Source organism: Blastopirellula marina (genome assembly GCF_002967715.1).
Taxonomy (GTDB): domain Bacteria; phylum Planctomycetota; class Planctomycetia; order Pirellulales; family Pirellulaceae; genus Bremerella; species Bremerella marina_B.
Genome location: NZ_PUIA01000012.1, coordinates 25,353 through 45,723, shown reverse-complemented (window position 1 = coordinate 45,723; position 20,371 = coordinate 25,353). Strand labels below are relative to the sequence as shown.

Below are 20,371 nucleotides of genomic sequence, written 5' to 3'. Positions count from 1 at the left end.
GGCACTGCTTTAGATCTCAGCGAACTGAGAATCGTAAGTAGCACACTTTGGTAATAACCATAACTCTATGAAATTGCATCGTTTGTGTCGCAACAAAGCTTCCATCGAACTCTCAATCTGCCAGTGGTAAATTGAAAATCGAGATCCACTTTGCTACGCAAAATGCCATCTACCAACCAAATTGTCAAAGATCATGAGCACTTCTTGGTGAAGTGAGTTTTCCCTGTCGAGGAATTACTCTCAACTGGAAGGACGCAATGTATCACCGGACGGCCGCCATTGTCAAACGGGGGTGGTGAGAATTTGGCCATGATTTTTGGGTGTATGTTGTAAGTGGCGTTAGGTGAAGGGGTTAGGGCTTCGCGAAATCTTTGCATTTCGTGCTAGATGCTGAAATATGAGGTGGGAGGTGGCTATTGAACCTGCTCTGACGACAGTAAATAGGGTGCTTCGAAACGATATTCGACGTCCTTTTGTGTCACGTTGAGCCCAAGAATTCCTACTTCAAGGTCCTTTTGAAGGGTACAGCGACGCTCTAAAACCTTTCGCCATGTGGAGTTATCGTACGTTGCCGAGAGAATTAACCGGTCTTTGCGGCGTTCAAGTCGCAGCGTGATGGGTTTGTCTTCCATGGGGAAGTTGCCGCCACCAACTAATTGCCCCTGTTCATATTGCTCGCAGCTCAGGAATACCGCGTTGGCCTCGCCACTTCCTGTACGTGTCCAGCGAAGGAGGTTGCGATCGTCTTGCCACACGAGGATTCCGGCGGCGATATAGCTGGCGTGCCCTTCGACTCCTGATTTGGCTTGGGGCCGTGGGAAATCGCCTACACGAACTTCATAGAGAAAGTCCCCCACGATTTTCTGCATGACGCGAGGAGCGTTGGTTACTTGAAGCCGAGGATTCATGTCGTGCAATCCGGCGGGAATCGATAACGAGATGCCTGATTCCACGAAATCAACCGGGCAGTTTCCTACAGGGTCGACGACTTCGCCCCAGCCGGGGATTTCTTCAGCGTTTAGCGTCGCAGATGCCATGAAGTAACTGAGTGAAAGAATCAATAGTAGGCGAAGGGCCATGAAAGTGGGTCCTTGCGAAGCGGGCAAAAGGCAAGAAAAACAGCGGATCGCGTCTTGGCCCGATTCTATCATTCACTCTAGAATTCACGACTACAAAAATGAGCATTGCGACATCCCAGCAAGCGGCGACGATGCTCAAGAGTCTGCCGCAATGTTTCGAGCAGAACGAGTCTTTCCGCAACGTTGTCCAGGCCCTTCAGCAAGGGAAGGATGCTACGTTGGAAGGAGTCTGGGGCTCAGCCTGCGCGCTGGTTGCCGCCGCATTCCAAGGTGACGTCTCACCCCATGTCGTGCTTGTCGCACCGCATCTGACGGAAATCGACAAGCTGTCCGAAGCATTGCCGCTGTTTTCCAATGTGGATGTCGCAGCTTTCCCGGCCTGGGAGTCTTCACCGGATGAGCGTCGATTGCACGACGAGATCTATGCTGCTCGGCTGAGAATCTTGAAGCAGTTGGTTTACGGCAAGTGCCCTTCCCTTCTGGTTACGTCGATCGAGAGCTTGATCCAACCGGTTCCGGGCAAAGACAACATCGTTGCTAATAGCCGCCGCCTAGAAGTTGGCCAGCGGTTGATTCCGGAAGAACTCGGCAAGTGGCTGCTCGCTCATAAGTACCATTCGACAACGGCGGTGGAACTGCCTGGCGAGTTTTCGCTGCGCGGGGGCATTCTCGATGTCTTCGCGCCCGATTGGCAAGGGCCAGTGCGTGTCGAGTTGTTCGGCGACGAGATCGAATCGCTTCGCGAGATCGATATTCAAACCCAGCGCAGTGTCGGTTCCCTCCAGCAAATCGATATTACGGCTCTGCGGCACTCGCGAGACTACCAAGGTAGTTTCATCGATTATCTACCGGAAGACTCGGTGTTTCTGCTGATCGAGCCCGATCAGATGAAGCAAACCGCGAACGATTATCTCAAACGGGTCGACGACGTTCGTGACGCGTTCGAGTTTGCCGAAACCATTGTTCGATTAAACGACTTTCGCAAGGTGTCCGTGGCAGGCATCTCGAGCGGATCGTTTAACGTTACCGCAAATTTAAACTTCGAGTCCGTCGAACAGTTTAGCGGTGATGTCGAGCGGGTTCGCGGCGAACTGGACGTTGTGAGCCAGAATCTCGACGTCGTCATCGTTTGCCAGACGCAGGCCGAGGTCGAGCGTCTGCACGAAATCCTCGATGCCACGCAGGTCGCCAAGACGGGACGACTGCACTATGTGCTGGGGGAGCTGCACCAAGGTTTTCGCTTTCGCGACGGCCAACTGGTGCTGGTAAGTGGTAACGAGATATTCCATCGCGGGGCTCTGCATCGCACTAAGACGCGGCGTCTGGGCAAGGTCATCGATAGCTTCCTCGACCTTAAGAAGGGGGATCTGGTCGTTCATCTTGGTCACGGGATCGGTCGCTACCGAGGCTTGCGCCTGATCGAAAAGCAAGGACATGCCGAAGAGCACTTGATCCTTGAATTTCATGGCGAAACTAAGATTTTTGTCCCGGCTTCGAAGATCGATCTCGTTCAGAAATATGTCGGCGGCAGCAAGACACGGCCACCACTGGCGCGAATTGGTGGTGTTGTCTGGAAGAAGCAGAAAGAGAACGTCGAGAAGGCGGTTAAAGATCTCGCGGCCGATCTGTTGCAGGTTCAAGCGGAACGAAAAAGCCGACCAGGGATCGCTTTCGCGGAAGATACCCGCTGGCAGTACGAGTTCGATGCGTCGTTCCCTTATACGGAAACGGACGATCAGGCTCTGGCCATCGCGGCCATTAAGCAAGATATGATTCAGCCCCGACCGATGGATCGCCTGCTGTGTGGCGATGTCGGTTTTGGCAAGACCGAAGTTGCCATGCGTGCCGCGTTCAAGGCGGTCGACAATGGTTACCAGGTCGCCGTCCTCGTGCCAACTACCATTCTGGCCGAACAGCACTATAAAAGCTTTCGCGAGCGGATGGCTGAGTTTCCTTTCACGATTGCCCGCCTCAGTCGATTTGGCACGGCCAAAGAACAGCGGGAAGTGGTGGATGGACTCAAGAATGGGACCGTCGACGTTGTCATTGGTACGCATCGATTGGCGTCGAAGGATATCGAATTCCAAAACCTGGGGGTCGTCATTATCGACGAAGAGCAGCGTTTTGGCGTCGAGGTGAAGGAGCGGTTAAAACATCTACGTACGACCGTTGACGTTCTTACCATGACAGCGACTCCCATTCCGCGAACGCTACATATGTCGCTGGTGGGGGTTCGCGATATCAGCAACCTGGAAACTGCCCCTAAGGATCGAATCGCGGTCGAAACCAAGGTTTCGCGATGGAGCGACGAACTCATTCGACATGCTGTTTTGCGGGAACTGAACCGCGGTGGACAAGTCTATTTTGTGCACAATCGTGTACAAGATATCCAGCTGGTCGCTGCCAAACTGCAACGCATCGTGCCGGAAGCCAAGATCGGAATCGGTCATGGGCAGATGGCCGAAGGGGCACTCGAGCAGATGATGGTCGACTTTATTGACGGGAAGTTCGATTTGCTGCTGGCGACGACGATCATCGAGAGTGGTCTCGATATTCCCAACGCGAACACCATCTTTGTCGACGAGGCCGACCGTTACGGCCTGGCTGATCTGCATCAATTGCGTGGTCGCGTAGGGCGGTCACACCATCGTGGTTATTGCTATCTGCTGCTCGAGCCTGGCAAGCACCTCACGCCAATCGCTAGCAAACGCTTGCATGCGATCGAAGAGTTCAGCCACATGGGGGCCGGGTTCGCGATTTCGATGCGCGACCTCGAGATTCGCGGAGCTGGTAACATACTCGGCACCCAGCAGAGTGGTCACATTGCGACGGTTGGCTACGAATTGTACTGTCAGCTATTAGAGAGCGCGGTACGAAAGCTGCAGAAGATGCCGCCGAAGCTGACGATCGATGTCGATATCGATTTGCCTGTTGAAGCTTTTTTGCCAGACGATTACGTCGGCGACATGCGGCAGAAGATCGATCTTTATCGGCGTATGACTCGCATAGCTTCGGACGATGATCTGAAGCAAATCGAAGAAGAGATGCGCGATCGATTCGGGCCGACGCCTGAACAGGTGGAAGAGCTCTTGCGGCTGGTTGCACTAAAATTAGATGCCGCTTTTTGGCAGGTTTCCGCGATTTACGTCGAGGAAGAGGTCGATCAAACTTTTCTCGTCTTCGTATATACCAATGCGTCTCGAATCCAGCAGCTAGCAAAGCTACGTGGCAAGAAAGTCCGTGTCGTGGACGAGACACGAGCCTATATTCCGCTGCCAGATGCCAGCATGAATGGATCGGAATTGCTCGATTTTTCGAGAATGATGTTGCGTGCTAGTTAGGTGCGTTCCTATACTCCGCCCGCAATTTTCTTGCGCGAGCGCGGCCGGATGCCGCAATCGAATGGGAACTCCTCATGGATGGGAAGTCAAGCAACGTGATTTCAGCTGCTAACGCGACTAGCAAAAACATCGGTCTGAGCACCCTAACTGCAGGCCTCATGCTTAGCTCCGTCCTGCTATATCCGAGTGAAGCGTCAGCACAGTTCGGCTGGCTGAACCCTTGGAAAGGGGAAGAGGCCGCAGCGGCTCAGCAAACCCCGTCTGATCCATTCTCCCAGCGTCGCGCCGCGAGTGAACCTCAGTACCGAACGGCCGCGCGAACGGGGCCCAGTGTCGGAAGCTATCCAAGTACCTCGTCTCCTGCGGGTGGTGGCGCGACGGCGGTGATCTCCGATATGCCGAACTATCCACCCCAAAGCGGCTACAACTATCCGCAAACTCAGGCATCGACACCAACGTACCCTACAACCAGCTACCCTGTTGCCGGTCAGCCCAGTTACCAGGCAGTTCCACCTCAAAGCAATTTCAATCCGTCGGGACCTCCGCAGGTTGCCAACTTGCCACAGCGACCGGTAGCAGATCGGACGAAAGAAGATCTCTTCGAGCCTGCTCGTATCGTGGCCATCGTCAACGGCGAACCGATTCTCGCTGGGGATATCTTGGGGCCGGTGAATCAGATGATTGAAGAGAAGATGGCATCGCTCACCCCTGAGCAGCGAGAAAGTGTTGCGCCGGAGGAAATCAAGCAATTTAAAGAGCAGGCCTTGAAGCAGATGCTGCCTGGGCTGATTGACATCAAGGTGGTTTACCTCGACTTCCTGCGGGCCGTTCCGTCCGATCGGATGGAAGAGATGCAGGGCATGCTTGGTAAGAACTACGAAGAGTATCAGCTTGAAACCGACATGAAGAACGCCGGAGTGAACACGCCAGCCGAACTGGATATGAAGCTTCGCGGAATGGGTGGGTCACTGGAAAAGAAGAAACGACAGTTCGTCGAGAAGCTGGTTGCCCAGCAACAGATCCAACGAAAGATCCGGAAAGACGAAGAAGTCACCCACCAGCAAATGCTCGACTATTACAACGAACATGCGCAAGAGTACGAAAAGTTGGCCAAGGTGAAATGGGAACAACTGATGGTGAAGTTCTCGGAATTTCCCAATCGCCAGGCTGCCTGGGAGGCCATGGCCAGCATGGGCAATCAGGTGCTACGTGGGGCCCCCTTAAACGCGGTGGCCAAGCGTGAATCTCAAGGAATCAAGGCCTCCAGCGGTGGTCAGTACGACTGGACTCGCCAAGGGAGTTTGAAAAACGAAACGGTCGATCGGGCTATTTTCAGCCTGCCGATTGGCGAACTCAGCCCCATTATCGAGTCGCCAGAGGGCTTTCATATTGTGCGTGTTACCGAGCGGGAAGACGCAGGCATGGTCCCGTTTACCAAGGCCCAGGTCGAGATCAAAGAAAAGATCCAGAACGAACGCCGCCAAGAGCAAATGCAGATCTATATCAAAGACGTAAAGTCCAAAGCTCAAGTCTGGACCATCTTCGACGAGGCCAAATAGTTGGCTGTACGTTGGCCCTTCGGCAGGGGGTGTGGCTGCCGGAAAACCCTGTGTGAACGGGAAATCTTACTGAGTTTTCCTCGCTTTTCTCTTAACTATTGGGGCATTTAATTCGCCTGTTCTGCCACAGAAATATCTCTCGTTTCGTAAGAATTAAAATAAGCGGTACTTATGTCAGGCGAATGTTTCAGTACCGCCTATTTTGTTGGCTCCTACAATCGAGTAAAGTAGCGGTCAAAAGTTAATGTTCAGAGTTTCGTTCCGCGCCATCAACTCAATGCATCGTGCCATCATCGGTGCCTTCACCCCGCCGCGGAGAACATGACTGCCCTGAAATTCTTCAGGGGAGCCAGCGTACGCACCCAGTGAGGAAGTCTGCATGTCCGATACTGCCAAGCTAATGCTCGATGGAAAAGAAATCGAACTGCCTGTTGTCGTAGGTAGTGAAGACGAGAAGGCGGTTGACATCTCGAAGCTTCGTGGCGGAACCGGCTACATCACACTGGACGAAGGGTATGTCAACACCGGCTCTACCACTAGCGCCATCACTTATCTGGATGGGGAAGCTGGTATCTTGCGGTACCGCGGTTATCCCATCGAAGAACTCGCGGCCAATTGCGACTTTGTCGAAGTCATGTACTTGCTGATCTACGGCGAACTTCCGACCGAAGAACAGTTGACCAACTTCCGCAATTCGATTCGCCGTCACACGATGCTGCATGAAGACATGCGGTCGTTCTACGATGGTTTCCCACGCGACGCCCATCCGATGGCGATCCTGTCCAGCGTGGTCAGCGCCCTGTCTACGTTCTATCAAGACTCACTCGACCCGCACGATCCTCAGCAGGTCGAAGTTTCGATCCACCGCTTGCTGGCTAAACTGCCAACGATTGCTGCTTACAGCTACAAGAAGTCGTTCGGGCAACCGTTCATCTATCCGCAGAACGACCTGTCATACTGCGAAAACTTTCTACAGATGATGTTCGCCGTTCCGAGCGAACCGTTCCACGTCGACCCAGACTTCGTCGACGCGTTGAACTTGCTGTTGATCGTGCATGCCGACCACGAGCAGAACTGTAGTACCTCGACCGTTCGCATGGTCGGTTCGGCTGATGCGAACTTGTTCGCTTCGATTTCCGCAGGCATCAGTGCTCTATGGGGCCCTCTGCATGGTGGTGCTAACGAAGCCGTGGTGAACATGCTGGAAGAGATCATCGACAACGGCGGCGACGTTGATAAGTACGTTGAACTGGCCAAAGACAAACAAAGCAAAGTTCGCCTGATGGGCTTCGGGCATCGCGTCTACAAGAATTTCGATCCGCGAGCAACGATCATCAAGAAGGCTTGCGATCGCTTGCTGGATAAGCTCGACATCAAGGATCCTTTGTTCGACGTTGCCCAGAAACTCGAACACGCGGCTCTCAACGACGAATACTTCGTCCAACGCAAGCTGTACCCGAATGTCGACTTCTATTCCGGCGTGATCTACCGAGCGATCGGTATTCCGGTTCAGATGTTTACGGTGCTGTTTGCCATGGGGCGTCTGCCAGGCTGGATTGCCCACTGGAAAGAAATGCAGGGTTCGCCAACCAAGCGTATCTGTCGTCCCCGCCAGATTTACACCGGCGAGACGAAACGAGAGTTCGTCCCGATCGAAAAGCGATAGCATCGCTAGTTCGTCAACATCGCAGCTATCAAAGAGGACGTGTTCGCACGTCCTCTTTTTCTTGAATCAGGCTGGCCAAATCTTGCCAATGCCAGCAGAGCATGCGGCCGCGTATCCGGAAAAGTTTACCTAAATAGTCAAACTTTTGGTGATCGTTTGAGGTCGGCTACGGCGTTGTGTCGATAAATACCGTTGTACGTCTGGGGACTACGAAAGATCCTCAGCATGGGTTCAGCGACGGAGACGCAACAGAACGATGATTAAGCAAATTATCGGTACCACGGCAGTGATCGCTACTTGGGTCGTTCCGTCGATTGCCATGGCTCAGGTTTCGGCCATCAAGTTGTCGCATACCATTCAGCTACAACCCGATTCCGAGCGACTTCATCCGCCGGTTGTTTCTCAGGTCGAAATTCACCCGACCGGTAAACTGATGGCGGTTGCCGGAGACGATCATTTTGTGCGAATCATGGAAGTCGCCACTGGGCGTGTGATCGTAACGCTCAAAGAACATACCGATTGGGTCCGAGCCGCACAGTTCTCGCCCAATGGCAAGCTGCTGGCCACCGCCGGAAACGATCGCCAGGTACTGTTATGGGACGTACAGGAAAACATCCAACTGCGTAGTGGAAGTGAATTTCCTAGCGTCATCACCGCGGTCGATTTCAATCATGATGGAACCCAATTGGCCGTCGTGGGCTTCGGTGAGTCGGTCGTTGTCTACGATGCAAACACTGGCAAGAAGGTCCATCAATGGAAGACTGCCGGAAACGATCTGCGGGCAGTTGCTTTTTCACCCGATGGCAAACTGGTTGCCGCTGCCGGACGTACAGGTGTTATTCGTGTTTGGGATGCCGTTAGCGGCACTCAGGTGAAGGATATCCGCGCACACAACGAGCGTATCCACGGTTTGGCGTTTTCCGACGATGGTGCGCAGATCATCAGCGGAAGTGAAGATCGCAAGCTGACCGTACACAACGTCAACACGGGACAGGAACTCGCTTCGATGCCTACCGGCGATGCGAAGGTGTTTTCCGTTTCGCTTGTTCAACCACGCGTCATTGCCACAGGTGGAAGTGATAACGAAGTTCATCTGTGGAGCTTAGATACGTACGAAGAGATTGATCGCCTGACAGGCCATGATGGCACTGTCTCGACGCTTGCGGCTCAAGGGCAAACGATGGTTTCCAGCGGTTTCGATACCACGATCCGCGTTTGGGACCTGGGTAACTCGCGTCAAAATCCCCCCCCCGTGTTAACGGTTCCGGTCAGCCGTTTCTCGAATTAATTAGGTCACCATTTTCGCAGGGATGCGAAAGTAAGGCACAGGAGTCGCCTGATGGGTTTCCACTATCGAGACGCATTGCGTCGTTTTCGTAGCTTTTTTGGTGGCGGCAAGAATGCTGCATTTCATCGTCCGGTTCGCTCGCGAGGTATTGAAACCCTCGAAGCACGCCGCGTGATGTCGGCTGATCCGATTCGTCTGGGTGCGATCTACCACGAAGAAGACGGCGCTGGTGGTGACGACCACGGCGATACGTTCATTGTCACCTTCGATGGAGGTGCTGACGGTACCCAACTGAACCGGCTCATCATCGATGGCGACCAGATTCAAAACTTCGGCAACCTGCCCGGTCTCAGTGCTGGCGACGTGATCTTCGATATCACGCCAGGCGGCCTGGGGGCGGATTCCGCGTTTCCATTCCAGGTCATTTCCGCCAGCGGCATCGATTCGATCAAAGCAACCGTGACTGATGGTGGAAGTCGTTTGATCCTGGACTTCACCGGCTTTGATGCAGGGGAAGAACTGCGGTTCTCGATCGACGTCGACGAAATCATTATCTACGATCCGAACAACCCGGACGAAACGCTGATCGACCCGATCGCATCGGGGGCGGAATTCCACGGGACACTACTCACCGGAGAATTCTCGGCGGCTCACTACGAGAACGCCACGGTCAATACCAAGTTCATCGACATGTACGATGCCAAGTTGGCCGAGTCAGGCTTGAACCTCCCGGCCGACGATTCGACCGGACACCGCGACCGAACTGACGGTGCGTTCGGCAGCATCGTGCAGCAGCCACTTCCAATCAGCATCAGTGGTACGGTCTATCACGACCCCAACCTAAGCTTGACGCAAGACGCCGGGGAACAAGGCATTGCAGGCGTTTCGCTCACGTTGTGGAAGAAAGAAAACGGCCTCTTCGTCAACACGGGGCATACCGTCACGACTGATGCCAATGGTAACTACCTGTTTGGTGAAAACCTGGGACTGCAGCCAGGCACTTACCAGGTTCGCGAAACTCAGCCTACCGGCTACTTCAGCGTTGGGGCCGTGCCAGGTACTGTCGAAGGAACGTCAACTGGTTCGACCGTCTCTGGCGATCCGGACATCCTGACCGAGATCAGCATCCCGCTGGGCGGCACGGCAGCGATCGACTACGACTTCGCCGAAGCGACTCCGGCGATGATCGATGGTTATGTCTATCACGACCGCGATAACGATGGCGTCAAAGAAGCGGGCGAAGAAGGCATCGCCGGGGTTCAGATCCGCGTCCAAGGGGTCGACGTGCTGGGCAATCCCCAGTCGTTCCTGGTAACGACCGATGCCAATGGTTACTACAAAGTCACCAACATGCCGCCAGGCGTCTACGAAGTACTGGAAGTCGTTCAGCCGCCAACCTATCAGGATGGTAAAGACACCGCCGGTACGGTTAATGGTGTGACCAAAGGAACGGCACACAACCCAGGCGATCGCATCAGCACCGTTACACTCAAGGGTGGTGAATCTGGTGTCAACTACAACTTCGGTGAAATTCGCCCTGCTGAAATCAGTGGCCACGTTCACCTGACCGATCCCGAAGGGAACTGCTACGGCGAAGGGATCGAAACGACCCCGATCGAAGGCGCTGTGATCAATCTGTACGACAGCCAAGGCAATCTCGTGGCTACCACCACGACCGATGCCAACGGCAATTACCACTTTGGTAACTTGCTGCCAGGCGTTTACACGATTGAAGAGATTACCCCGCCAGGACTGATCGACGGTGGTGACCATGTCGGTACCATCGACGGCATCCATGTTGGTAACCTGGACGGAAACGACCGTATTGCCGATATCGAATTGCTTTCAGGCGACTCAGGCGTCGAATACGATTTCTGCGAACACTTGCCTGCCAGCCTTTCTGGGTACGTCTATCACGACCGCAACAACAATGGAATCCGTGAAGCAGGCGAAGAAGGGATCGAAGGGGTACTCGTTCAACTGTATGACGAGAATAACATCCCGGTCGGCTTGGCAGTCACCGATGCCAACGGCTTCTACGAGTTCGTTGGGCTGTCGAAGGGGCAGTACCACCTCGCTGAAATCCAGCCATTCGAGTACATCGACGGTCTCGATACGGCAGGTACGATCTTCGGCACCACGGTTGGTGCAGCCGTGAATCCCGGGGACGAGATCAATACGATCGACGTCAAATGGGGCGACGAAGGTATCGAGTACAACTTCGGCGAAATCAAACATGGTTCGCTCAGTGGTTACGTCTATCACGACCGCAATGTGAACGGCACAAAGAATGCCGGTGAAGAAGGGATTGCCAACGTCACCATCACGTTGATCAATACCGACACCAACGAAACGTTCTTTACCACGACCGATGAAAACGGTTACTACGAGTTCCTGAATCTTGTGCCGGGCAACTATCGCGTTCTCGAAACGCACCCGATTGCCTACCAGGATGGAACCGACGAGGCCGGTACGATCAACGGCAGCGTCCGTGGTGTGGCCGTGAATCCGGGCGATGAAATCAACGGCATTCCCATCGGCAGCGACGAACACGGTATCAACTACAACTTCGGTGAGTTCCTGTACGCCTCGATTTCGGGTAGTGTTTACCTGACCGACGAGGACGGTAACTGCGATCACGAATCCGAGACCTCGCGTCCTGTTGTGGGGGCCGCGATTCATCTTTACGATGCTGCAGGCAACCTGCTGAAGTCGACCGTTACCGATGCCAACGGTGACTACTTCTTTGGAGAACTGCTGCCAGGCACGTACACCGTGGTGGAAGTCACCCCTCCAGGTTTGATCGACGGTGGCGACCACATTGGTACCATCAACGGTATTACCGTGGGTAACTTTGGCGGAAACGATCGCATTGAATCGATCGTCTTGATGGCTGGCCAGCATGGTGAAGAATACGACTTCTGCGAAAGTGAACCTGCCGATCTGTCGGGTTACGTCTACCACGACCGCAATAACAACGGGGTTCGTGAAGCCGGGGAAGAAGGCATCGGGGGAACGACTGTCCGGTTGTTCGATGAGAACGGCAACCTGGTGAACACGCTTGTCACCGATTCCAACGGCTACTATCACTTCACCGGTCTGACTAAGGGAATCTATCGCATTGTCGAAACCCAGCCGACCGGCTACCTCGACGGCCTCGATGCGGCCGGTACGATCAACGGTTCGACCGTCGGTTCGGCGACCAACCCTGGCGACGTCATTCACACGATTGAATTAAAGTTTGGTCAATCGGGTATCGAATACGACTTCGGCGAAGTACTGCCAACCTCGATTGGCGGTTTCGTGCACGTTGACCCAGATCAGGACTGCATCTTCGACGAAGGGGAGCAGCCTCTTTCTGGCGTGAAGATCACTCTGCTCGATGCAGGCGGCAACGAGATTGCCACAACCTTTACCGATGCCAACGGTCATTACCAGTTTGATGGTCTGCCGCCAGGCAATTACACCGTCGTCGAATCGCAGCCTACGGGTTACTTCCAGGGTGGGCAGATCGACCACAACGGCTTGGCGGACGCCTCGGTAACCGACGTCATCTCGAACATCGTGACCCATTCCGGCGAGCACCTCGACGAACACAATTTCTGCGAGTTGCCACCGGCTTCCCTGTCGGGTTACGTCTTCCAGGATGGTGCGGTCATCTCGAATGCCAGCGGCGAAGTGCCAGCCGATATCGCTTCGCTGCGTGACGGTCAACGGACGGCCGACGACACCCCATTGGCTGGCGTCGTGCTTGAACTTCGCGATGGCTTTTCGGGGCAGCCGATTTACGGCAACAGCGATACCGTGTTGCAGGGGATTTACGGCGACGGACCAATTCGCGTCGTTACCGATGCCAACGGCTTTTACCGTTTCGATGGGCTGAAGACAGGCTTCTATGCCGTCTATCAGATTCATCCCGATGGCTACATCGATAGCATCGATACCGTCGGTTCAACAGGCGGTTTAGCCGTGAATCCAGGTACCGTTGGTCCGGAAGTTTCGGCCTTGTCGATCGATCCAGGGCACGATGCGATCATCCGGATCTTTGTTGTTGGGGGAACTGAATCTCTGGAAAATAACTTCAGCGAAATCCGCGTGGTGCCATTTATTCCACCACCGGAGATTCCACCAGGAATTCCACCCGTTACACCTCCGCCGGTTGCCGTTCCGCCACCAACTCCGGAGCTGATTCCTCCTGCTGAACTGTTGGTATTGCCGCAGATCGTTCAACCATACGGTGGTTCGGCGGTGGGCTTTACCTGGCACTTGAGCGTGGTCAACGCAGGCGACCCACGTGGCAAGGAACCCGTTGCGATCTCGGAATCGTTCTGGCTTACCTCGGCCAACGGCGACCTCAATCCTTGGAATATCGAGAACCTCGGACAGGCAAGCTGGACCTTGCTGACCGACGGCGAAGATGGCGAGGAATCGGAACTGCTGCATCGCCTGTTCGGCTCGAAGGATGCTATTCCGGTAGCCGGCGACTTCAATGGCGATGGTGTCAGCGAACTGGGTGTCTTCATCGACGGTCACTGGTTCATCGATCTTAACGGCAATGGTCGCTGGGACGACGAAGACATGTACGCCAAACTGGGGCACGACGGCGACCAGCCGGTTGTGGGTGACTGGGACGGCGACGGCAAGGACGATATCGGTATCTACGGCAAAGCCTGGCCGAACGATCCTCGGGCCGTGAAGGAAGAGCCTGGTCTTCCGGATGCGGCGAACAGCTTCGTCTCGGTCGAGAAGCCGAAGAACATTCCGCCGAAAGAAGAGCATGCTCCACACGGCACGCGGGTGATGAAGGTCGCCCAGCACGGCAAGTTCCGTCAGGACCTGATCGACCATACGTTCCACTTCGGTGTGGGTGGCGATCATGCTCTGGTCGGTGACTGGAACGGCGACGGCATCAGCACGATCGCTGTCTTCCGTGGCGGTACCTGGCATGTCGATTCCAACGGCGATGGTCGCTGGAATCCGGAAGTCGATGCGGCATTCGCCTACGGCGAAGCAGGAGACATCCCGGTCATCGGCGACTGGAATGGGGACGGCATCGATGAAATCGGCGTCTATCGCGGCGGTAACTGGATTGTCGACGACAACGGCAACCACGTCATGGACCCGACCGACAAGGTCTTCCAGCTAGGCGAATGGGACGACGTGCCTACCGTCGGAGACTGGGACGGCGACGGCACCGACGATCCTGGCGTGTTCCACGCTAACAAGGAAGGCTCGGTTACGGTCGCCAGTCGCAAGGCCGGCTAATCAACTGAGTACAGCACTACTGCCGGACAACGCTCGTTTCCGGCAGTAAGTTGCCAGCAAACCACGAGAAACCCTCTTCGCCGCGGAAATGAACGCTGCGAACAGGGGTTTTTTCGTCGGGACTGAACACTTTCACACGCAGTGCCTCGATCGGCACGCTCACCGCACCAGGCCAACCCCACACGAAACGGCCGCTGTCGTACCAGCCTCCTTGCCCTCGTTCGAGCGTCTGCCAAGTGCCGTCGATCTTCACTTCCACTGCCCAGGCCGTATCGGGCTGAGGTTGATTCGGGTACGTGCCAGAGAGGGTCAGGAAGTTGATGCTGACCGGCTTATTCCATGTTGCTGTCCAGGTCACAGCTTGCTCTTCGCTAAGAACACCCAACTCGGCACCGCCAGCCACGCCGATCTCGTGCCACTGCGAATCCCGCACAAACTTGCCAGTCTTCGGGTTAAAGATCGGATCATGCATTTCACCTCGTTTGCCGGCATCGAACAGAGGAACGTTCGTCGAGATCTTGGCGTCGACCAGCAGATTATGCGCGGTGGATGGCAGTACAATCGCGGCTGGGTCGATCGTTCCGGCCCCAGAGATCAACTCCGCATTCGGGTTTTCTGGAGGCTTGGTCAGCGTCAGGTAGGCAAACAGGTCGAGGATTTCCGCTGGCGACAGTTGTTTCTCGATCCCCTCAGGCATCAAGGAAGTATCCGAGGTTTTCATCGCATCTACGTCATCCCGGGCAACCGTTTCCAGTTTGCCCCCTTGCATTTTCAGGACAACCCGCGCGTCGCTATCTTCGACCAATAGGCCCGACAGCACGCGACCTTCGGTCGTCAGCACCGTCACGGCTTGATAATCTTTGCCAATTACCAGGCTTGGGTCGAACACGTTCGAAAGCAGTTGTTCGAAGTTGCCACGCCCATTGACGGTGATTTCGGGGCCCACTTCCTGCCCTTTGCCATGCAGTTTATGGCACTGCCCACAAAGCTTGTTGTAAACTTCGATCCCGCGATGGGGATCCCCTTCGCCGGAAGAGATCAGCCGCCGCATCTGGGCGACGATAAACGTCCGCGATGGATCTCGGCCGGTCTTGATGGTGCCATAGATCGAGGCGATCTGCTGGGCGACTTCCTTGCTGGATGTGCTGACCAGCCGCTGAAGCTGATTAACCGACAGGATGTCTTTCGGAACCTTCCCTTGTTCAATCTGCGAGAGCAGCAGCAAGGTCCACGCCGGTCGCTGTAGCAGCACTTCTACCGCTTTGGGGCGGTTCTCGGATGAAAGGGTGTCGAGCCGTTCCAGCAGTAGCGCCGCTATGACATCGGAGTCCGATTTGCCGAGCGTCTGAATCACCCGCCCAATTTCATCTTGGCTGTTGTCGGTGGCGCTAAAGTATTTGGTTACTAAGGTTATTGCCTGCGGGTGGCCGGCGGAGAGCATCGCGTCGAGAGCGGCCACGCGTCGTTCGGTTGGCTGACCAGTCGTGGCAAAGACCTGGGGGGCAATCTTCATCGCATTGGCGTCATTCCAGGCCAACGCTAGATTGGCAGCATGATAGTAGCCTGGGTGCTGATTGCCGGCGGCCATGACTTCGGAAAGAGATCCGGCCAGTTCCGATTTGAGTTGCGCGAGTCGCTCGCCGGTAAGCTCGCGCGATTGTGTTTGCGCGGCAATTCTCTCCAGGCAGGCCGCCAGTTGCTCTTCCTGCCCCGGTTGAGAAGCGAGCAGTTTCACCAGCGTCGCCACGTGTTCGACCGAGAGCCCTGGTGTCCCCAGGATGCGTCCGGCTGCCCGTGGTAGCAGTGACAATGCCGCTTCACTTTGGACGTACGGAGTTTGCTGCATCAGTGCCAGATACTGCGGCGTTTCGTTTTCCAACTGCGGATGCAGGTTCTGCCAAACGATGTGCGGGATCAGCTTGTCCTCTGGCGAGTGGTGTAGCACTTCCAGCAGTGTTGGGACCGTTGGCAAGTAGTCGACTTGTGGGGCAAGCGTTGCGACCTGCAAGCGAACGTCCGGGCTTTCGTCGTGTGCCAACTTGCCAATCGCCTGGGCGATCGCTGGATTGTCGGAGGGGACGGTCCCTTGGTAACGAACGGCCCAGCTTCGTAATTGTGGATTGGTGTGTGAGAGCAGTTTTAAAGAGAACTTATCCGAAAGCTGGCGAGCGCCAATCAGCGACCATAATGCGTGAAGGCGAGTCTTTTGCGACGCCGATTCGTCCAGCACTAATGATTCGAGCTGGGGGATCGCGTTCTGGCTGGCACGTTCGGAAAGAACGCGTTGGGCCTGATCGCGATAGAATCGGTTCGAGGAAGCAAGCCGTGAGATCAACTGGTCGTCTGTCTCTTGATTCAGATCGTACGGTTGGGCACGTGGCGTGTTTTCAAAACGCACACGGTAGAGGCGTCCCTTCAGACGATCGACATCGCCTGGGCGGGCCCTGGCATCTTGGTAACAGTGATACCGGTCGTACCAGTCGAGCACGTACAGACACCCATCCGGGCCGGTCTTCTGATCGACCGGCATGTGCCAGACATCGTTGGCGGTCAGAAAGTCGGGACGCGGCTTGGCGAAGTAGGTAGAGCCTTCCCGCTGAAGAACATCGACATTCACGCAGCCACCGTGGATGTTCCCCATGTACAAGCAGTCGCGATACTCTTGGGGGTAGGCGTCGCTGTCGAAGTACTCGATCCCGCAGTACGCTGCCATCTGGTGTTTGTGCTTGACGATCGATTCAATCTTCCACGTATGTGGCGGATAGGGGCCGCCTTGTCGGTGGTAATAGCCGCTTTCGGTCAAATGCCACAAATGGTCGATCACGCAGGCACTGACAAATGCCTGGCCGTTGGGATCGAACGCGATCCCCCAAGGGTTACTGGTCCCTTCGCAGAACAACTCAAACTCACGCGTTCGCGGATCGATCCGGAACATAGCACAAGTGAACACAAAATCCTGGCCGCGATGTTTCACGTGGCTGTAGTTGAACACCCCGTTGAGCCCATACAGGTAACCATCGGGGCCCCAGGTCAACGAATTGGGAAGCTCGTGCGTATCGGTCCGTCCGAAGCCTGTGACGACGACTTCCGACTTGTCCGCTTTCAGGTCGCCGTCAGTATCTTGCAGAAAGAGAATATCGGGGGCATTCGCGACCCATACGCCGCCGTATCCTACGGCAATGCCTGAGGGGATATTCAGTCCCTCGGCGAAGACCGTCACCTTATCGATTGCCCCATCCTGGTCGGTATCTTCCAGAACCTTGATACGATCACGGCCTGGGCCAGGTTCCGACCGTGGGTACTCGAAGCTCTCGGTAACCCAGATGCGTCCCTTTTCATCGAACGTCATCGCCACGGGGTTCACGATGTCGGGTTCCGAGGCGACCACTTCCACCGAAAATCCACTGGGGACGGTCATCTTGGCGATGGCATCCTGCGGCGAAAGTGGCGGGCCTGGCACACCTTGCTGCCGACGCGGAACAAAGTTGTCTTCGTTCTCGGCGGCTTGTAGCGTTGAAGAAACGGTCAGCGTTAGTGTCGCAAACAGGGCAATTTGGAAGAGAAGACGATGCATCGGGGAGCTTTCCGGGGAGGGGGAGTAGGGCATGCCGGCAAGGAAAGGATCTCTACCCAATGTAAAATCTAATGGCATCCATTCCAATCAAAACGCCTGCAGGCTGTGAAATAAAGCAGGCCGCTTGTGAAATTGCTCTGATGACGAACTAGGCCAGATAGGCGGCAGCGATTAGTACGCCCAGCACAATCCAGATTCCCAATTGTTGGTCGGGGGGAGAGTAGAAGAGAGCGATACCCAGCCCAAGAAGCGTAAGGGTTGTTCCCAACAGGCCTGCAATCCGGCGGAACATCTGCACCGAAAGCTTCTCGGCCCCTGCACGAGCTTCTTCCGCACGCAATGGTCCCCAGGTTTCGGCCTCCATGCGTTTGTGTTCGTTGGCCATCATTACCTTGGCGGTTCGCAGGGCTTCGACCGCTTCCTGCTGTTGCTTCTTGTCTTCGGCGGTCATGAACTCTTTGGCTTGAAGTTCTTCGACCTTCTGTTGCAGTGGTCCGATCTCCGACGCTTCGCGCTGCTGGAACTCCTGCTCCGAGATGCTACGTTGGGCCGAGAGACCGTCGATGCGCGCCTGGTCGATTTGATCGCAGCCGCGGGTAAACACGATACAAAGCAACCCCAGCAGAATGCCTGACTTGGCGATCTGCATGAGTAGCATCGAGTCGACTTCGGAAGTGATGTCCTCGGTCGGTGGTGGCTTCATGGGGGTTGGGCTCAGTTGGGCGGAACTGGGTGAGCCTCCAGAAAAGCTTGAATCGCTCGATCGCCCAGACCGCGAGCGAAAGAGCCCATCGATCGTTTTGGCCGGTACCCAATCGGTGTATCCCGTACACCAGACCAGGGTATCGGCTTTGATGACCCCTTCTTCGGCAAGTTGCCAAAACTTAGTTGCCGAGACCGGGCCTACATGGGCATCATCGACGGCGTAATACCACCGAAGTTCCGATTGGGTCGAGCTAGACGAAGGCGAGGGCATTCGGGCCAATCCATTCCCAAGAGATGAGGTACGACAAGGGTGCTAAGGGAACGAGCAGGCTCATCCCGTTGGCGAATTGCCCGTCGGGTGGTCCGCACGTTTGTGGCAGCAAACCTGCTGAAACTATGGGGTAGTGAATTTAGTCATCAGTTGCAAGGGAATTTTACCCCGTTTAAACTTTCCTCAATCGAGGTTCACCTGCAATTATGGTACCTCTATTCTATCCCATGGCGATCCAGCCTTCCATAATCGCCTCCCGGACCAGAGTTCCCCCCTTTAATATCAAGGAATTGGCATGAAACGCCGGTACACAACGATCGCTTTGCTGCTGCTTACGTGCGCAGTACCCTCGCTGGCCGCAGAAAACGATCAAGATTGGCCGCAATGGCGAGGTCCCCACCGCGACGGTAAGTCGTCGGCGACCGGTCTTATTTCCAATTGGGAAGAAAAGCAGCCCAAGCTGTTATGGATGGCAGAAGGCCTGGGCGAAGGTTACGCCAGCGTCTCCATCGTGGGAAATGACCTCTACACCACCGGTAACTTCTCCGACGGCCAGGGCGTCGTCTGTTTCGATCTCGATTCGAAGAAGGTTGCCTGGAAACAATTGCTGACCCCTCAGGCTCCTAAGCATGGCTACCCCGGTTCTCGCTGTACGCCGACGGTTGACGGCGAAGACCTGTACGTCGAGATGTCGGAAGGGACTGTGGCCCGCTTGAATCGCAAATCTGGCGACGTCATCTGGAAGCGAAACCTGCAAGAGGAATATGGTGCCTCGCTGCCGACTTGGGGATTCGCCGAATCGCCATTGATCGATGGCGACCGACTGATTTGTGGTGCCGGCTCGTCGAAGGCCTTGCTCGTTTGCCTGGATAAGAAGACGGGTAATGAAATCTGGGTGACCCCACGCGGCGAAGCCGACTTGGGCGAAAAAGGGAAAGACGAAGCGGGCTACTCTTCGACTCTCGTCTGCAATGCGGCCGGAAAGAAACAGTACGTGAAACTGATTGGGCGCGGCTTGATCGGTGTCGATGCGACCACCGGCGACCTGCTGTGGTCGTACAACGGTGTTGCCAACGGTACGGCGAACATTCCCGATCCGGTGATCGATGGCGACTACATCTTCGCTTCAACCGGCTATCAAACTGGTGCGGCGCTGGTTCACCTGAAGAACGTCGGTGGCAAGATCGAAGCCGAAGAAGTCTACTTCCTCGATCCCAAGACCTTCCAGAATCACCACGGCGGCATGATCAAGGTCGGCGACTACATCTACGCCGGTACCAAGCACAACAGTGGTTTTCCGATCTGCGTTGAGATGAAGACCGGCAAGGTCATGTGGGGTGGTGACTTCCGCCCCGAAGGGAAGGGTTCAGCGGCGATTCTGTATGCCGACGGTAACCTGATCTACCGATATCAATCGGGCACTCTCGCTTTGGTGGAAGCCAACCCGAACGAGTATGTGTTAAAGGGGACGTTGACGCCTGAATTCCAAGAGAAAGAAAGCTGGTCGCATCCGGTTATCGTCGATGGCAAGCTTTACCTTCGTGAACAAGACAAGCTGATGTGCTACGACCTGCGTCCGTAAGACGCATGCTTTTTCACAGCAAACCAGGGCCGCCGAGCGAT

General features: G+C 55.3%; 9 protein-coding genes. 6 read left to right on the top strand and 3 right to left on the bottom strand.

The genetic code is table 11. From position 1 onward, the window contains the following. Nucleotides 1–413: 413 nt before the first annotated feature. Nucleotides 414–1,079 carry a hypothetical protein gene (locus C5Y96_RS01345; protein ID WP_105349753.1) on the bottom strand — a complete coding sequence of 222 codons (666 nt, stop codon included), beginning with the start codon at nt 1,077–1,079 and terminating at the stop codon, nt 414–416. A 98-nt stretch (nt 1,080–1,177) separates the two neighbouring features. Here C5Y96_RS01345 and mfd point away from each other — a divergent pair, with 98 nt between their 5' ends. From mfd to C5Y96_RS01320, 5 genes are all read left to right on the top strand, one after another. Continuing rightward, nucleotides 1,178–4,420, top strand: coding sequence for a transcription-repair coupling factor (mfd, locus tag C5Y96_RS01340; RefSeq protein ID WP_105349752.1), 3,243 nt, complete (start codon nt 1,178–1,180; stop codon nt 4,418–4,420). 158 nt (nt 4,421–4,578) lie between these two features. Then, the gene (locus C5Y96_RS01335) at nt 4,579–5,979 is read left to right on the top strand and encodes a peptidyl-prolyl cis-trans isomerase (RefSeq protein ID WP_158261036.1); all 1,401 of its coding nucleotides are present in this window, start codon (nt 4,579–4,581) and stop codon (nt 5,977–5,979) included. Nucleotides 5,980–6,358: 379 nt separating this feature from the next. After that, a complete protein-coding gene (locus tag C5Y96_RS01330; protein ID WP_105349750.1) occupies nt 6,359–7,645 on the top strand; it encodes a citrate synthase in 1,287 nt (428 codons plus the stop codon). Between the two features lie 256 nt (nt 7,646–7,901). After that, complete coding sequence (locus C5Y96_RS01325; RefSeq protein WP_105349749.1) at nt 7,902–8,933, top strand: WD40 repeat domain-containing protein; 1,032 nt, start codon at nt 7,902–7,904, stop codon at nt 8,931–8,933. A gap of 51 nt (nt 8,934–8,984) precedes the next feature. Further along, the gene (locus C5Y96_RS01320) at nt 8,985–14,198 is read left to right on the top strand and encodes an SdrD B-like domain-containing protein (RefSeq protein WP_105349748.1); all 5,214 of its coding nucleotides are present in this window, start codon (nt 8,985–8,987) and stop codon (nt 14,196–14,198) included. A gap of 16 nt (nt 14,199–14,214) precedes the next feature. Here the strand turns inward: C5Y96_RS01320 and C5Y96_RS01315 are convergent, their stop codons facing one another. Next, complete coding sequence (locus C5Y96_RS01315; RefSeq protein ID WP_105349747.1) at nt 14,215–17,772, bottom strand: PVC-type heme-binding CxxCH protein; 3,558 nt, start codon at nt 17,770–17,772, stop codon at nt 14,215–14,217. Between the two features lie 148 nt (nt 17,773–17,920). Next, the gene (locus tag C5Y96_RS01310; RefSeq protein WP_105349746.1) at nt 17,921–18,748 is read right to left on the bottom strand and encodes a DUF4339 domain-containing protein; all 828 of its coding nucleotides are present in this window, start codon (nt 18,746–18,748) and stop codon (nt 17,921–17,923) included. Between the two features lie 295 nt (nt 18,749–19,043). Between C5Y96_RS01310 and C5Y96_RS01305 the strand changes: the two genes are divergently transcribed. After that, on the top strand, nt 19,044–20,330 hold the full coding sequence (locus tag C5Y96_RS01305) for a PQQ-binding-like beta-propeller repeat protein (RefSeq protein ID WP_105349745.1): 1,287 nt from the start codon (nt 19,044–19,046) through the stop codon (nt 20,328–20,330). The last annotated feature ends 41 nt before the right edge of the window (nt 20,331–20,371 follow it).